The sequence below is a fragment of the Dehalobacter sp. TeCB1 genome (genome assembly GCF_001707455.1).
Lineage (GTDB): Bacteria > Bacillota > Desulfitobacteriia > Desulfitobacteriales > Syntrophobotulaceae > Dehalobacter > Dehalobacter restrictus.
The window spans coordinates 320,271-334,286 of record NZ_MCHF01000056.1 but is presented as its reverse complement, the minus strand read 5'-3'; the positions used below and the strand labels follow the sequence as shown (position 1 = coordinate 334,286).

The 14,016-nt window shown below is 45.2% G+C and carries 14 protein-coding genes and 1 pseudogene; all 15 read right to left on the bottom strand.

Annotated elements, in window-relative coordinates; translation table 11 throughout:
- Positions 1–199: 199 nt before the first annotated feature.
- Entirely contained in the window at positions 200–1,177 is a 978-nt protein-coding gene (gene dusB, locus A7D23_RS13315; protein WP_025204995.1) for a tRNA dihydrouridine synthase DusB, read from the bottom strand.
- A 20-nt stretch (positions 1,178–1,197) separates the two neighbouring features.
- Positions 1,198–1,965: a type III pantothenate kinase gene (locus A7D23_RS13310; RefSeq protein WP_019224803.1), complete on the bottom strand. Its 768-nt coding sequence runs from the start codon at positions 1,963–1,965 to the stop codon at positions 1,198–1,200.
- A gap of 37 nt (positions 1,966–2,002) precedes the next feature.
- The gene (gene nadC, locus A7D23_RS13305; protein ID WP_019224804.1) at positions 2,003–2,881 is read right to left on the bottom strand and encodes a carboxylating nicotinate-nucleotide diphosphorylase; all 879 of its coding nucleotides are present in this window, start codon (positions 2,879–2,881) and stop codon (positions 2,003–2,005) included.
- Positions 2,859–4,472 carry an L-aspartate oxidase gene (gene nadB, locus A7D23_RS13300; RefSeq protein WP_019224805.1) on the bottom strand — a complete coding sequence of 538 codons (1,614 nt, stop codon included), beginning with the start codon at positions 4,470–4,472 and terminating at the stop codon, positions 2,859–2,861. Before nadB ends, nadC begins: the two co-directional genes overlap by 23 nt.
- A 32-nt stretch (positions 4,473–4,504) precedes the next feature.
- Positions 4,505–5,443 (bottom strand): annotated as a pseudogene (gene nadA / locus A7D23_RS13295) (quinolinate synthase NadA); the annotation flags it as partial.
- 43 nt (positions 5,444–5,486) lie between these two features.
- The gene (gene panD, locus A7D23_RS13290) at positions 5,487–5,870 is read right to left on the bottom strand and encodes an aspartate 1-decarboxylase (RefSeq protein ID WP_015042360.1); all 384 of its coding nucleotides are present in this window, start codon (positions 5,868–5,870) and stop codon (positions 5,487–5,489) included.
- A 6-nt stretch (positions 5,871–5,876) separates the two neighbouring features.
- Positions 5,877–6,740, bottom strand: a complete 864-nt coding sequence (gene panC / locus A7D23_RS13285; protein WP_025204992.1) for a pantoate--beta-alanine ligase — start codon at positions 6,738–6,740, stop codon at positions 5,877–5,879.
- Positions 6,737–7,642, bottom strand: a complete 906-nt coding sequence (locus tag A7D23_RS13280) for a DUF2520 domain-containing protein (protein WP_019224808.1) — start codon at positions 7,640–7,642, stop codon at positions 6,737–6,739. Before A7D23_RS13280 ends, panC begins: the two co-directional genes overlap by 4 nt.
- Positions 7,643–7,923: 281 nt before the next feature.
- Complete coding sequence (gene folK / locus A7D23_RS13275; RefSeq protein ID WP_019224809.1) at positions 7,924–8,397, bottom strand: 2-amino-4-hydroxy-6-hydroxymethyldihydropteridine diphosphokinase; 474 nt, start codon at positions 8,395–8,397, stop codon at positions 7,924–7,926.
- The gene (gene folB, locus A7D23_RS13270) at positions 8,366–8,761 is read right to left on the bottom strand and encodes a dihydroneopterin aldolase (RefSeq protein WP_025204988.1); all 396 of its coding nucleotides are present in this window, start codon (positions 8,759–8,761) and stop codon (positions 8,366–8,368) included. The genes folK and folB overlap by 32 nt, the downstream gene beginning before the upstream one ends.
- Entirely contained in the window at positions 8,748–9,971 is a 1,224-nt protein-coding gene (gene folP / locus A7D23_RS13265) for a dihydropteroate synthase (protein WP_083221926.1), read from the bottom strand. The genes folB and folP overlap by 14 nt, the downstream gene beginning before the upstream one ends.
- A gap of 62 nt (positions 9,972–10,033) precedes the next feature.
- Positions 10,034–10,738, bottom strand: a complete 705-nt coding sequence (locus A7D23_RS13260; protein ID WP_019224812.1) for a DUF881 domain-containing protein — start codon at positions 10,736–10,738, stop codon at positions 10,034–10,036.
- 2 nt (positions 10,739–10,740) lie between these two features.
- Positions 10,741–11,454, bottom strand: coding sequence for a DUF881 domain-containing protein (locus A7D23_RS13255; protein WP_019224813.1), 714 nt, complete (start codon positions 11,452–11,454; stop codon positions 10,741–10,743).
- A 109-nt stretch (positions 11,455–11,563) separates the two neighbouring features.
- Positions 11,564–12,013 carry a nucleoside-diphosphate kinase gene (gene ndk, locus A7D23_RS13250; protein ID WP_019224814.1) on the bottom strand — a complete coding sequence of 150 codons (450 nt, stop codon included), beginning with the start codon at positions 12,011–12,013 and terminating at the stop codon, positions 11,564–11,566.
- Positions 12,014–12,079: 66 nt separating this feature from the next.
- A complete protein-coding gene (gene ftsH / locus A7D23_RS13245) occupies positions 12,080–13,972 on the bottom strand; it encodes an ATP-dependent zinc metalloprotease FtsH (RefSeq protein ID WP_025204982.1) in 1,893 nt (630 codons plus the stop codon).
- Positions 13,973–14,016: the final 44 nt, after the last annotated feature.

Here is a 14,016-nt window from a genome sequence, read left to right as displayed (position 1 = left end):
GTACCAGTCAGATGAAAAAAATTCTCAAAAGTACAAAGTCATAAAAACATTACTCACTTTTTTAAAAATGTAAAAGCCCGGATTTCCCTTGTTTGCAAGGGGTTCCAGGCTTTTTTGCTCTTTAAAGTGTCAAAGATGAGATTATAAGGAACCTCCATTTTATTGTCAAGCAAATTTACTTAATATTTTGATAGCCGGATTAATGGTCCGGGCATTCCATCGAGTAAATGCCTGAAAACAACGTCTTCATTTCTTGGTAACTTTTGATTTTCATGATCTGGTTCCGGTACTCTGCTGCTTTCCTCATACCCTTGATATACCAGGAAGCGTGTTTGCGGATCTCCTGTACACCGGTTCTTTCGCCTTTATATTCAATAATCTTTTCAAAATGCTGAATAAGTATTCTAAGTTTTTCTCTATTGTCAGGTTCCTGTGGAAGTGTTTCCGTATCGAGATAATATTGGGATCTGCCAATCAGCCACGGATTTCCTAAAGCTCCCCTCGCTATCATGACTCCATCGCATCCGGTAAGCTGAACCATTTTCAGCGCATCTTCCGGAGATAGAATATCCCCATTCCCAATCACAGGTATGCCAATTCTTGCTTTAATTTTACTGATCCATTCCCAGTCAGCCTTGCCGGAATAATATTGTTCTCTGGTCCGGGCATGAACTGTCAGCATGCTGACTCCTGCCTGCTCTAACATTGGCGCCAGTTCAAGCGCAACGATAGTGGAACTATCCCATCCCAGGCGGATTTTAACGGTAACAGGAACCCTCACAGCCTTTACCACTTCGGAGACAATTTCTATCGCTAACGGAATGTTTCGAAGAAGGGATGCTCCTTCACCATTTTTCACAATCTTTGGTGTCGGACATCCCATATTAATGTCTATGATATCAGCTCCATATGTTTCAGCTATTTCAGCTGCTCTGGCCATTGGGACAGGTTCAGATCCAAAAAGCTGAACAATTCGGGGTTCTTCTTCTCCTTTAAGATCAAGCATTTTAAATGTCTTGGCGTTATGATGCAGCAGGGCTTTATCGCTGATCATTTCCGTTATGACGTATTTGCCGCCTGTAAGCCGGATGATTTCCCGAAAGGCCTTATCCGTTATCCCTGCCATCGGGGCCATAAAAACAGGCTTTTCTGACAAATGATACTTCCCTAATTTCATTTTTACCTCAACATATACAATTACCGCAGATTTCTTTCATAAATATACAAAAGTCCTTCCAACGTTAAAAAAGGATCAATAATATCGATCATTTTGGAATCCCCGACAATCAGTTCAGCCAGACCCCCGGTTGCAATGACTTTAGTTTTTCCGCCAAGTTCTTTTTTCATCAGCTCGACAATACGGTCAATCTGTCCGCAAAATCCATGATATATTCCCGCTTGCATACCGCTGACTGTATTTTTGCCGATAACGTTTTTGGTCTTAACAATCTCTACTTTAGGCAATTTCGAGGCTTTCTGGTAGAGTGCCTCAGTAGAAATCCCGATTCCAGGCGCAATCGCTCCCCCTAAGTACTCTCCCTTTTCACTGACAGCGCAAAAAGTTGTTGCCGTGCCAAAATCAACAATAATTATTAACCCGCCGTATTTGGCATAGGCAGCTACAGCGTTTACAATCCTATCAGCCCCAAGTTCCCTTGGATTATCAATATTAATGGAAATACCGGTCTTAACGCCTGGACCAACAATAATCGGGGTTACGCTGAAATACTTTTTGATCATCCGTTCCAGCGCAGGCGTCACAGGTGGTACAACCGAAGAAATAATAGCCCCGGATATATTGCTGAAAGACAAATCGTGAAAACTGAATAAATTCTTAATTGTCGACGCATATTCATCCGATGTATTGTTTTTTTCCGTGGAAATTCTCCAGTAATGAATAAGCTCACGGTCTTGGTAAACACCAAGTACAATATTCGTATTCCCGATATCGATGACCAAAATCATTGTACCCGCCTCCCTTTAGAACCGGATAAGTGCCAGATTATATTTTTTCAGCAGAATGAAGGTGCTTCTGAATAGATGGTTTGAAATCATCAACGACCATTGAAAAATCAATCGCTTCGACCGAATGCGTAAGCCTGCCTACTGAAATAATGTCCACTCCCGTCTCAGCAATTTGACGCACTGTGTCTTCCCTAACTCCTCCGGACGCCTCTACGACAACCCGGTGGTTAATATACTGAACCGCTGTTTTCATATCCTGCAGGGACATATTATCGAGCATAATCACGTCAACGCCGCTCAGAACGGCTTCCCGTACCTGTTCCAGCGTTTCACATTCAACCTCTATTTTAACCATATGGCCAACTTTTGTTTTGATTTTTTGAACAGCCTCAGCCAGATTTCCGATTGCGTCCAGATGATTATCCTTAAGCATAACGGCATCATACAAACCAAAACGGTGGTTCGTTCCTCCGCCGACCCTGACAGCGTATTTCTGCAGGTTTCTCATACCCGGCATCGTTTTGCGCGTATCTGTGACCTTAACGCCTAAATCAGATACAAGTTCGACAAATCTTTTGGTAATACTAGATATTCCTGAAAGATGCTGAATGAAATTAAGTACAGTTCTTTCAGCTTGAAGGATTCCTGCCAGTGAACCATTAATTTTCATGATCAGGGTCCCTGGTCCGATACTGTCTCCGTCTTCAACCTGCATCTGAACGTCTATGTACGGATCTATCTTCTTAAAGGTCATCTCAGCAATAAAAAGGCCGCAGATAATCCCATGTGCTTTGGCATAGATTCTGGCTTCACTCTGGTAATCTTTAGGAATGATCAGCGTACTGAGATCTCCGGTACCAATATCTTCTTTTAAAGCACGTTCAATCAATTCTTCATATTGAAACGTAGCGAACATGATAATCCCCCCTCATATAGACAGAATGCTTTTGCCAGTGTTCCTCCGCATTCGGGAAATCCCGTCGGAAATGGCCCCCTCTGCTTTCTTCACGTGCCAAAGCAGCCTTGATAATCACCATTCCAATCGCAAGCATATTGCCAAGCTCGAGTTCCGATACTTCAGAATGGGGGTTAAACCGTTCCATCAATTGATTTAATTCCGCCTGGGCCTGCCGCAAATGTTCTTCATCCCGAATGATTCCGACTTTATCCCATAAAATATTCTGCAGTTCTTCTTTCAGATTAGCCGGGTCTGCAGCGGAATCCCGGACATCACATTCATCGGGGCAGCCTTCATACGGCAAAACATCTTCCGGGTTGGGCATTTCGCCAATCTTCTGATTGATTGTATCAGAAATGGTTGAAGCAAATACTAATCCGTCCAACAAGGAGTTGCTGGCGAGCCTGTTGGCACCATGAACGCCATTACAGGCACATTCACCACAAGCAAAAAGATTTGGCAAATTCGTTTCACCAAATTCATTGATGCGGACTCCGCCCATTAAGTAATGCGCAGCAGGGCCAACCGGTACCGGATCTGTAGAAATATCAACGCCATAATTCAGACAGGTTTTATGGATTCCTGGAAACCTTTGTTCGACTTTGGAGTGTCCCATCGGGCTGAAATCGAGATAGACCTGTCCTGTCTGCATCTGCTTCCATATCTCCCTTGATACAACATCCCTCGGAGCAAGCTCTTTACCGGGAACACCCTCCATAAAACGTTCTCCGCGTGAGTTTACCAGTACAGCTCCCTCTCCTCTGGCTGCCTCCGAAATTAAAAAATTGGGCGCTCCCGGCAGCAGCAGGGCCGTAGGATGGAATTGAATAAATTCCATATCCATAAGTTCGGCTCCTGCCCGATAAGCAGCAGCTATTCCATCTCCTGTCGCAACCGCAGGATTGGTCGTATGCTTATACATCTGACCTGCACCGCCCGTGGCCAGGATAATGGCTTTAGCCAGCCATATTTCCATTGCCAAGGTAATATTGTTAAGCACCAGAGCTCCGCAAACCTCTGCTTTACTGTTCTTAACAAAATCAATTAAATAATAGTTTTCTTTAACGGTAATCGGGCTGGAATGCACAACTTCTACCAGGGCACGTTCTATTTCTCCGCCGGTGGCATCACCGTGAGCATGCAGTACCCTGCTTTTACTGTGGGCACCTTCCCGCGTAAAATCCAGTTTATTATTGCTTTCATCAAATTTGGTGCCAAAATCAATCAGCTTACTGACACACTCCGGTCCTTTCTCAGCCAGGATCTTGACTGCTTTCAGGTTGCATAGCCCTGCTCCGGCTTTAATGGTATCGCCATAGTGAAATTCAGGAGAGTCATCCTCATTAAGAGCAACGGCAATACCTCCCTGAGCATGCTCAGTGTTGCTTGCCATCACATCTTTCTTGGTCAGAACGGTTACTTCATATTTGGGACAAAGTTTGATTGCTGCAAACAATCCCGCAATTCCGCTTCCGAGAATAAGCACTTCTGTCTGGAAGATCTCAAGCTTATCCTTGTCCCAGGGAATCAGATAGTCATTCTCATTCATATCTCTTACTCATCCTCAATATCATATGTTCATTATTGGACGGCCAGCATTCTTTCCAGCGCGCAGACCGCCTTCTCTCTGATTTCTTTTGACACAGTAACGACCGGTGCCATGTTTGAAAGGGTATCCTTGACCTTTTGCAAGCTGATCTTTTTCATATTCGGGCAGATCATATGCGCTGAAGCCATATAAAATTGTTTTCCAGGACAGCGTTTAGTAAGTTCATGCAAAATGCCGCATTCCGTTCCAATAATAAATTCGGTGTCCGTTGAATTTTCTGCATACTTAATAATTCCGGCAGTAGAGCCAACATAATCGGCTTCCCGCCAGACTTCCTCGCGGCATTCAGGATGAACCAGAACTTTTGCTCCCTGATGTTCCTCCCGCGCCTTTAAGATATCTTCCCTGGCGAGTCTGTGATGGGTCGGACAAAATCCCGGCCACAGGTTAATCTTTCTGTTCGTTTTGGCTGCAATATATCCGCCGAGGTTGCCGTCAGGCACAAACAGGATCTCCTCTTTTCCAAGAGATTGAACAATTTTCTCTGCATTGGATGATGTACAACAAATATCGCTTACGGCTTTCACCTCTGCGGATGAATTAACATAACAGACCACCTTTGCACCGGGCAATTTGGTCTTCGCTTCTTTGAGCCGGTTTGCTTCGACCATGTCAGCCATTGGGCAGCCGGCCGAAGGTTCTGGAAGCAGGACAGTCTTTTCCGGGGATAGGATTGCAGCACTTTCTGCCATAAAATGGACCCCGCAGAATACGATGACATCCGCATCTGTCCGGGCAGCCTGCTGGGCGAGCTGAAGTGAATCTCCGACAAAATCCGCAATATCCTGAATGTCCCTCGGCTGGTAATAATGGGCAAGAATTACCGCTTTTCTTTGCTTGCGCAGAGCATTTATATCATTGATCAGCTGATCTTTGCGTTCGTCATTATCCATTATCAGCCGCTCCTTTCGCTCGTAGACCTTTTTCTAATTCTATTCTTCGACATAAAATGTGTCAAGCCTGTACGCCGTGCACTTCAACATCATCGATTCTGACCGGCTGGTTCTTTTCGTCGACAAAAACAATTTTCGGTGTATATCCTTTGCTTTCTTCATCGGAAAACAGCCCATAGGAAATAATAATCACCTGATCCCCGACCTGAACCAGCCTGGCTGCTGCTCCATTTAGACAGATCATTCCGGAATTCTCCTCTCCTGGAATAACATACGTTTCCAGCCTTGCTCCATTATTCAGGTTAACGACCTGAACTTTCTCATTTTCCAGAATATCGGCCTGCTCCATCAGGCTGCGGTCTATCGTTATGCTTCCCACATAATTCAGGTTGGCTTCAGTAACCCTAGCTTTATGGATCTTTGATTTCATCATATTTCTGAACATTTTTTCTCACACCTCCACGACAATATTATCAATCAAGCGCGTTGTGCCAAAACGTACGGCAAGAGCAATCACAACAGGGCAGTCAATACTGTCGACAGCTGCAAGATTGTCCGCTTTTCTTATTTCTACATAATCAATTTTCCCGTTTGATTCACTGCTTATTCTCTGTCTGATCTCTTCTCTGACAACTTCAGTGCAGGTCTCACCTTCAATAATTCGTGCCTCCGCTTCCTGCAATGAACGGAATAACACCGGGGCTTGCCGCCGGTCTTCACTGCTCAAATAAGCGTTTCTAGAACTCTTGGCTAGTCCGTCGCTTTCTCGAACCGTCGGGAAGGCCACGATTTTAACAGGGCTATTTAAATCTTTTGTCATTTGTTTGATGACAGCAACCTGCTGGTAATCTTTTAAGCCAAAATAGGCTTCATCAGGTTGAATAATATTAAAAAGTTTCGTCACAACAGTTGCTACTCCCTGAAAGTGTCCCTGACGGCTGGCTCCGCAGAGGACCTCGGTGATCTGGGATACCTGAACTGCCGTAAGGCTTTTTCCGTCCGGATACATTTCCGCGACCGAAGGAGCAAATAACAAGTCTACTCCTGCCTGTTCGGCGAGTCCCGAATCCCTGGCAAGATCACGCGGATATTTCTCATAATCCTCATTCGGACCAAACTGTAAGGGATTCACAAATATACTCATCACAATATAGATTTTTTTGTGATTCGGATCTTGATTTCTGGCTATTTTGACCATGGACTGATGGCCTTCATGCAAGAAGCCCATCGTGGGTATAAGGACAACAGCTTTTCCCAGCTGTTTGGCTGATGCTATTTTTTCTCTTGTTTCAGTTATTTTTTTGGCAATGATCATTGCTTTGTTTCCTTTCCTAAGTCATTCAAAAGTTCTTCCAGGTCGTTTAAATCTTCTGGGCGATAGGATGCCCTATCCCATAGTTTTTTTTCTAATCCCAATTCCAAGGCCAGCTTTCCAAGCTCTCTATAGACTGTTCTTATCTCTTCAGGCATGCTTTGTAAATGTCTTGCGACGACTTCGGCATCTCCCCTGGCAATTGGCCCTGTAAGCGCCCCAGGAAGCCCCAGTTTGCCAATATTCCGACAGGATCCGGCTAACAGCGGAAGTAAGGCAGCCAGAGCGTCTTTACGCTCTATTCCGGCCTGTTCAAATAGTTTGACTGCCAGCAGGACCAGCGAAACAAGATAATTTGAGACGACAACCGCTCCAGCATGATAAAGGCTTTTTTTAGCCGGATTAATTTTAAGTGGAATTCCGCCTAATAACATAACCAGTTCCTCCCCTTGGCGCTCAACCTCCGGACTGCTGCCTTCTATGCCAAAATAGGTTCCCTTCATGACGGAAACCGCGACATCAATATTTGCAAAGGCCTGCAGTGGATGCAGAGACAGGTAGCCGACAGGCAGTACAGGATCCTGACACATGACTCCCGAAGGCAAAGACCCTGAGCAGTGAATCCAGATTTGACCTGGTTTAATATCCTTCTCCTGAGAAAGTCTGGCCGCTGCGTCTTCAATGTTGCAATCCTGAGTCGTAATAAAAATCAGATCTGACTCCATCACAAGCTGCTTCAATCCAAGCTGCTCTTTTGGCAAGTATCTGCGAAAATGATCATATGACCTTTTGCCGCGGGTATGGACTCCGATACACTCCAGCCCTGCTTTCTCCAACAGAATCGCCAGAGATGTCCCGACCACGCCAGTTCCGATGATTCCAAATTTTATTGTATTTTCTGACAAAAAAATACACCTCACATGGTGAAGGTGTATTGTTATAAACGAATTCAACATATACCCTGCCTTCACCGTCCCAGTAGTAATAATCCAAGCGGTTGATGCACGATCCGATCAGTCATAAAAAATAGTAGAACTGCTACGGTACAACTCTATACAGATATCGTCTGCAGCTTACTCTTTAGTATATGATAAAGAAGAGAAATAATAAAGAAAAATCTTAAAGAACCATCCATATTTTATGATTTTTTATAATTTTACTTAAAACGTATTGATCTTATTTATACCTATATTTTAGTAATTTTTTTAATAAGTCCTTCGCCTTGAACAGTTCCGATTACTCTTCCTGACTGCAGAATATAATCCGGTGATATTTCTCTTAGCGGAGCCAGTACGAACTCTCTTTGTTCCATAAAGGGATGCGGAATTGTCAGTTTTTCAGTCTGAATTACGTAATCCTGATAGGAAAGAATATCGATATCAATGGTGCGCGGCCCCCAATGAGTCAGTCGTTTTCTTCCTAGAGACGTTTCAATTTGCTGGCAGACCTCAAGCAGTTCGTAAGGATCCAGCTCCGTTTCAATGCCAATGGCCATATTCAGGAAAGGTGACTGGTCAACATTGCCCCAGGGTTCAGTCTCATAGAGGCTGGAAATACGCTGAATCATGATCCCTGAAGTATCCATCAGCATATTGAGTGCCCGATCCAAATATTCCTTGCGGTCTCCTTCATTGCTCCCCAAACTTAAAAATGCTCTCATCTTTTTTCTCCCGTATGATTTCTACGGATATATCCTTAAGAATTCCGGAAACCGGGGCATTCGGCTTATGTACCTCTACCCGGACGCCTGAACAGCGAAATCCGGTTGTAATTTCCAAGGCTATTTTTTCGGCAAGCGTTTCGATCAGCTGATAACGCTGATCAAGGACACAATTTTTGATTACTTGATAGACTTCAGCATAATTGACAGTTTCCGCTAGATTGTCCTGCATACTGACCGGTTTTTTCAGGAAGATGTCCACGTCAATCAGAAATCTTTGGCCAAGAACCTGCTCCTCCTCCATCACCCCATGGTAAGCATAAAACTCCATACCACGCAGGTGAATGACATCACTTTCCTTCATAATCTTCTCCTCTTTTTCGACGTATCACCAGGTCAGTGATAAGCGCAGCCTTTTTGTTTTCGGGAACATCATGCACACGCAGAATATCTGCTCCGGCGACAATTCCGAGCGTCCCCAGGGCAATCGTCGGTTCCAGCCTTTGATCAACCGGAAGGTTCAAGGTCCGTCCAATCACGGATTTGCGGGATACTCCCAGAAGAAGAGGACACCCTAGCGATTTAAATTCTTCCATCCGGCTTAAGACTTCCATATTCTGTTCCGGTGTTTTTCCAAACCCGATTCCGGGATCGACAATAATTTGATTCTGCGTCAATCCGCAGTCTAGAGCCATTTCAATGCTACGCTCCAGGAATGACAATATTTCACCCATCATATTCTTATATTCTGTATGATCCTGATTATGCATTATCACGACCGGAGCTTGATATTCTGCAATAACGCCGGCCATTTCAGGATCTTTCTGCAAACCCCAGATATCATTAATGATATGGGCCCCCAACCGCAAAGACTTGGCTGCAACAGCTGCTTTTTGGGTATCAATCGATATTGGAACCGAACAGACCGGGATAAGTGCTTTAAGTACCGGTTCAAGTCTGGACCACTCTTCTTCGGCACTGACGCCGCCATATCCCGGGCGGGTGGACTCCCCGCCAATATCAAGCATATCAGCACCGTCGGCAACCATTTTTTCCGCCTGCTTTAAAGCATTCTCGATGTTGTCAAATTTTCCGCCGTCGGAAAAGGAATCCGGCGTTACGTTTAATATTCCCATGATCAAAGTCTTTTGACCCCAAATGAGACTCTTTCCCCTGCAATCAATGATTCCGGCCGGAGGTTCCTCCAAATAGGTCATCAGCTCGCATAAGGACTGAGCGAGGGATTGGAACTCCGCGGACATCGTCGCCAGTCTGTCCGCAAGTTTGGTTAACTGCTTATAGGTACCTATAAGCAACACATCGCTTTCCGGTGCTCCGTTGTCGAGCAAATCTTTATGGACAGCTGCATCTCCACCGGAGGAGAGCATTTCCTGTTTCAGAACCAAGGCTACCGGAGCCGGTACATTCTCCAGCTTGATCGGTTTGGTCAAAGCCTTGCCGTTCATATATGGAAGACCACCAGGGTCAACGCCAACCTGGCTTAGGGCTCTTTCAGCCTGCAGCAGGCTGTCTATTTTTAGCCATCGCATATTGTACGCCTTCAAATCCTTCACTCCTTTTCCGCCTTAATCAATGAATTCATTTTCTCCAATTCAGGCGCTCACCTGTTATCAGGTTATCCTTTCTTTACCTCCGAAGCGTACTCGAAGGTATAGCTTCCTTTAAAGGATGGAATTGTCACCGTTTCGCGGGTTATTTCAACTTTTCTGCCAAATTGTTTCAAGTCAATCGCGATCATATTCGTCAAATAGTCGAGTAGATCATCCTGTTTGCCAATAGCCAGGATTTCATACGTGGTTCCGCCAATCCTGCTGATCGGGACTGAATTCACCAGGATTGTCGCTGTCCCGCTGATAACAATGGAAGTCGAAGCAACAATCCGCTGACCATTGATGCTGATCGCTTCTGCTCCTGCCAATCGCAGGACATTCACGATCTCGCGCAGCTCATCCGTACTCAGCGGGATAACTGCATCAGTATCCGGACCGCTGTCTTTGACAATCATCTTAACCCCAGGTCCGGTAACAGCGATGGTTCCGTCAGCGATTTTAAGCTGATCCAGTCTTGCCCTAAGATAGGGATTCTCACTGTTTTGGTTCCTGTATCTTTCCAATTCTGCAGATATTCGATTATATTCTTCCTGCAAAGAATTGTTTTCATCCTGCAAGGTTTTCATCACCGTATCGGTCTGCTCAACTCTTTGCTGCTGAATTTTTTCTGCACTGTCCACTTCTCTTTGCGCCTGAAATTGAAGGGAAATCAAAAAGCCAATCGCTACGGCGGCAATCGTCGCAACCGTTATGACATGTTTGTTTATCAAGTCTAACCCTCCTTGACAGGCTGTGCATACTTATAACTGTACTGATTGGCGGCAGGTACTGTGACAGATTCCTTAGGTATTTCCAGTTTACGGGTTATGCCGTATTGTTGCTGATATTCCCCGAGCATGTCCCATACGTAAAACTGAAGAGCCGATTTTAAGTTATCCTGATTGCCAATCGCCACGATGTTATACGGTGGCATCTGTCTTGTGTTGTTGATCTTAATATAAGAACCGCTGCAGAATATTTCTGTATTAGAAGTAATCCGCTGGTCATTAATCGAAATGGCCTCAGCTCCGCCATTCCACAGTGCATTGACGATTGCCCTCAAGTATTCCTCATGGATATAATAATTCCCAATGTTCCCATTACTTGTGCTTCGCTTCTGATCAGAATCATCCAGAACGATCACAATGCCCGGGCCACTGAGGGACACAAGCCCTGCACTGATCTTCGCCTGCTCCAACTGCTCGGAAGCCAGGGCCGCAGCGCTTTCCCCCGCCTGATACTTCGTCAATTCTTCCAGCAGTTTGTCATTTTCTCCAGCCAATTGTTCATTCTCCATCTCCAGCTGAAGAAGGCTCGGGAGATTTTTCTCCTGCGAAGAAGCATTTTGATCAGCCATATAGGATTTAATAATAATTACAAGAAAAACACCGATCAGCAGCATACCCACACTGATCATCATCCATGCCATTTTCTTTTTATCCTGCATCTGATTCACCCCGGCTTATTCTGACATATAAAACAAAACTTGGTTCAGAAAGTACTTTGAGTTTTTCTGACAGACTGTAAAAAGGACACCCGAATGGGTGTCCTTGTATTTACTCGCTAAGCCACTCTTCACCGGCTTTTGCATAATGAAGAATCTCCGCCGGTTTGAAGTACAAGGAAATTTCCCTCTCGGCACTTTCCACAGAATCTGAGCCATGGATGACGTTTCTGCTGATGTCCATCGCATAGGCGCCTCTGATAGAACCAGGGTTGGCATTGGCAGGATTGGTCGCCCCCATCATTTCTCTAGCTATAGCGACTACATTCTTGCCTTCCCAGACCATCGCCACAACCGGCGAGGACATAATATACTGAACGGTAGGTTCAAAAAAACCTTTACCCTTATGTTCCTTATAGTGTTCTTCCGCCAAGGCTCTGTCTACCTGGATCAACTTTAAGCCAACAAGCTTAAATCCTTTCTTTTCAAATCTGCCAATCACTTCACCAACCAGACCTCTTTGAATGGCGTCCGGCTTAAGCATAAGAAAAGTTCTTTCCACGGGAATCCTCCTTAAATGTCTATTATAAGATATTTTGAGCTCATCTGAGCAAGTATCTTGTCAACCTTAAGCATTTTCACTTTCTTCTTTTGGTTCATTATCTTCCGTACTGTTGCCGTTTGTGGACAGAGGCGTGTCATAAGGATCACCTATGCGTGACTCGTCATATTTGGCAATAATATCCTGGAAAGAGTCTGCCTCCAGCGTTTCATTGACCATCAGTGCCTGGGCAATCGCATGCAGAATCTCAATTTTCTCTGAAATGATATCCTGCGCCTTTTGATAAGATTCATCAATGATACGGCGCACCTCATGATCAATCGCCTGGGCTACAGATTCACTGTAATTACGGTCACGCGCAATATCACGTCCCAGGAAAACCTGTTCTTCTTTATGGCCGAAAGTTACCGGTCCGAGCTCTTCCGACATCCCGAGTTCGGTAATCATTTTTCTTACGATGCCTGTCGCACGTTCCAGGTCGTTGGAAGCGCCGGTACTGATCTCATGCAAAACCAGAGCTTCAGCTACTCTGCCGCCCAAAAGCATGGTGACCTGGTCAAGCAGCTGGGACTTCGTCATATAGTTGCGGTCCTCTTTCGGCAGCAGCAGCGTATAGCCTCCTGCCCGGCCTCTTGGTATAATCGAAACCTTATGCAGGGGATCCGTATGCGGAAGGTATTCTCCCAGAAGCGCATGGCCGGCTTCATGGTAAGAAACCAGTTTCTTTTCAAAATCACTGATCACCCGGCTTTTCTTTTCCGGACCGGCAATGACTCTTTCAATCGAATCTTCCAGCGCCTTCATATCGACTTTTTTCTCATTACGCCGGGCTGAAAGCAAAGCAGCTTCATTGACCAGATTGGCAAGATCAGCCCCTGTAAAGCCGGGGGTTCTGCGCGCTAAAACTTCAAGGTTAACATCTGAAGCTAACGGTTTACCCTTGACATGGACCATCAGAATTTCCTCTCTTCCTTTGATATCCGGGAGAGTGACAACAATCTGTCTGTCAAAACGCCCAGGACGGAGAAGAGCCGGATCCAGGATATCCGAACGGTTGGTCGCAGCAATGACGATGACACCTTCGTTACCGTTAAATCCGTCCATTTCGACCAGAAGCTGATTCAGGGTCTGCTCGCGCTCATCATGGCCGCCGCCCAAGCCGGCACCGCGCTGACGTCCCACAGCATCAATTTCATCGATAAAAACGATACAGGGGGAATTCTTTTTAGCCTGTTCAAAAAGATCCCTCACCCTTGAGGCTCCAACACCAACAAACATTTCCACAAAATCCGAACCGCTGATGCTGAAGAACGGAACTCCGGCTTCTCCGGAAACGGCTTTCGCCAGCAAAGTTTTTCCGGTTCCGGGAGGGCCAAAAAGGAGTACCCCTTTCGGAATCTTAGCTCCAATCTCATTGAATTTTTTCGGTGATTTCAGAAATTCTACGATTTCTTCCAATTCTTCCTTAACTTCATCTGCACCTGCAACATCTTTAAACGTATATTTGTGTTCATCTGATACCAACCGTGCCCTGCTTTTGCCAAATTGCATTACCTTGCTTCCGCCGCCTTGGGTTTGCTGCATCATGTAGAAGAACAACCCAAAAATAAACAGGAACATCAGGAGAGTTGGCAGGACAGAAACCCACCACGGTACAGTGGCCGGAGGCTCAAATGTAAGGTTGATATTCTGTTTTTCCATCTCATCCAGAAGGGTTTGATCTCCCGAGGGACCGGCGACTTCGTAGATCTTGCTGTCTTTCATGGTAACGGTATAGACGTAGTATTTATCATTGACCTGAACGGAAACATCACTGACGCCGCCCGAAGCAATAGCCTGCTTAAAAGCATTATATTTTAGACTGGTATCCTTTGCTTCAGGAGGATTTACCCATTTGATAAGCAAAACTGCAAGAAGAATAATCAACAAATAGATCGCGACATTTTTTAGTATTTTCAATCCGGAGATCCTCCTCTCATTGATGGAAACATATTGTCAATACT

Bases quoted from the DNA above. Each gene is read 5' to 3' on its own strand.
- dusB (WP_025204995.1), bottom strand. From the start codon at position 1,177: ATGAAATTAGGGAAGTATCATTTGTCAGAAAAGCCTGTTTTTATGGCC.
- A7D23_RS13310 (WP_019224803.1), bottom strand. From the start codon at position 1,965: ATGATTTTGGTCATCGATATCGGGAATACGAATATTGTACTTGGTGTT.
- nadC (WP_019224804.1), bottom strand. From the start codon at position 2,881: ATGTTCGCTACGTTTCAATATGAAGAATTGATTGAACGTGCTTTAAAA.
- nadB (WP_019224805.1), bottom strand. From the start codon at position 4,472: ATGAATGAGAATGACTATCTGATTCCCTGGGACAAGGATAAGCTTGAG.
- panD (WP_015042360.1), bottom strand. From the start codon at position 5,870: ATGTTCAGAAATATGATGAAATCAAAGATCCATAAAGCTAGGGTTACT.
- panC (WP_025204992.1), bottom strand. From the start codon at position 6,740: ATGATCATTGCCAAAAAAATAACTGAAACAAGAGAAAAAATAGCATCA.
- folK (WP_019224809.1), bottom strand. From the start codon at position 8,397: ATGAGAGCATTTTTAAGTTTGGGGAGCAATGAAGGAGACCGCAAGGAA.
- folB (WP_025204988.1), bottom strand. From the start codon at position 8,761: ATGAAGGAAAGTGATGTCATTCACCTGCGTGGTATGGAGTTTTATGCT.
- A7D23_RS13255 (WP_019224813.1), bottom strand. From the start codon at position 11,454: ATGCAGGATAAAAAGAAAATGGCATGGATGATGATCAGTGTGGGTATG.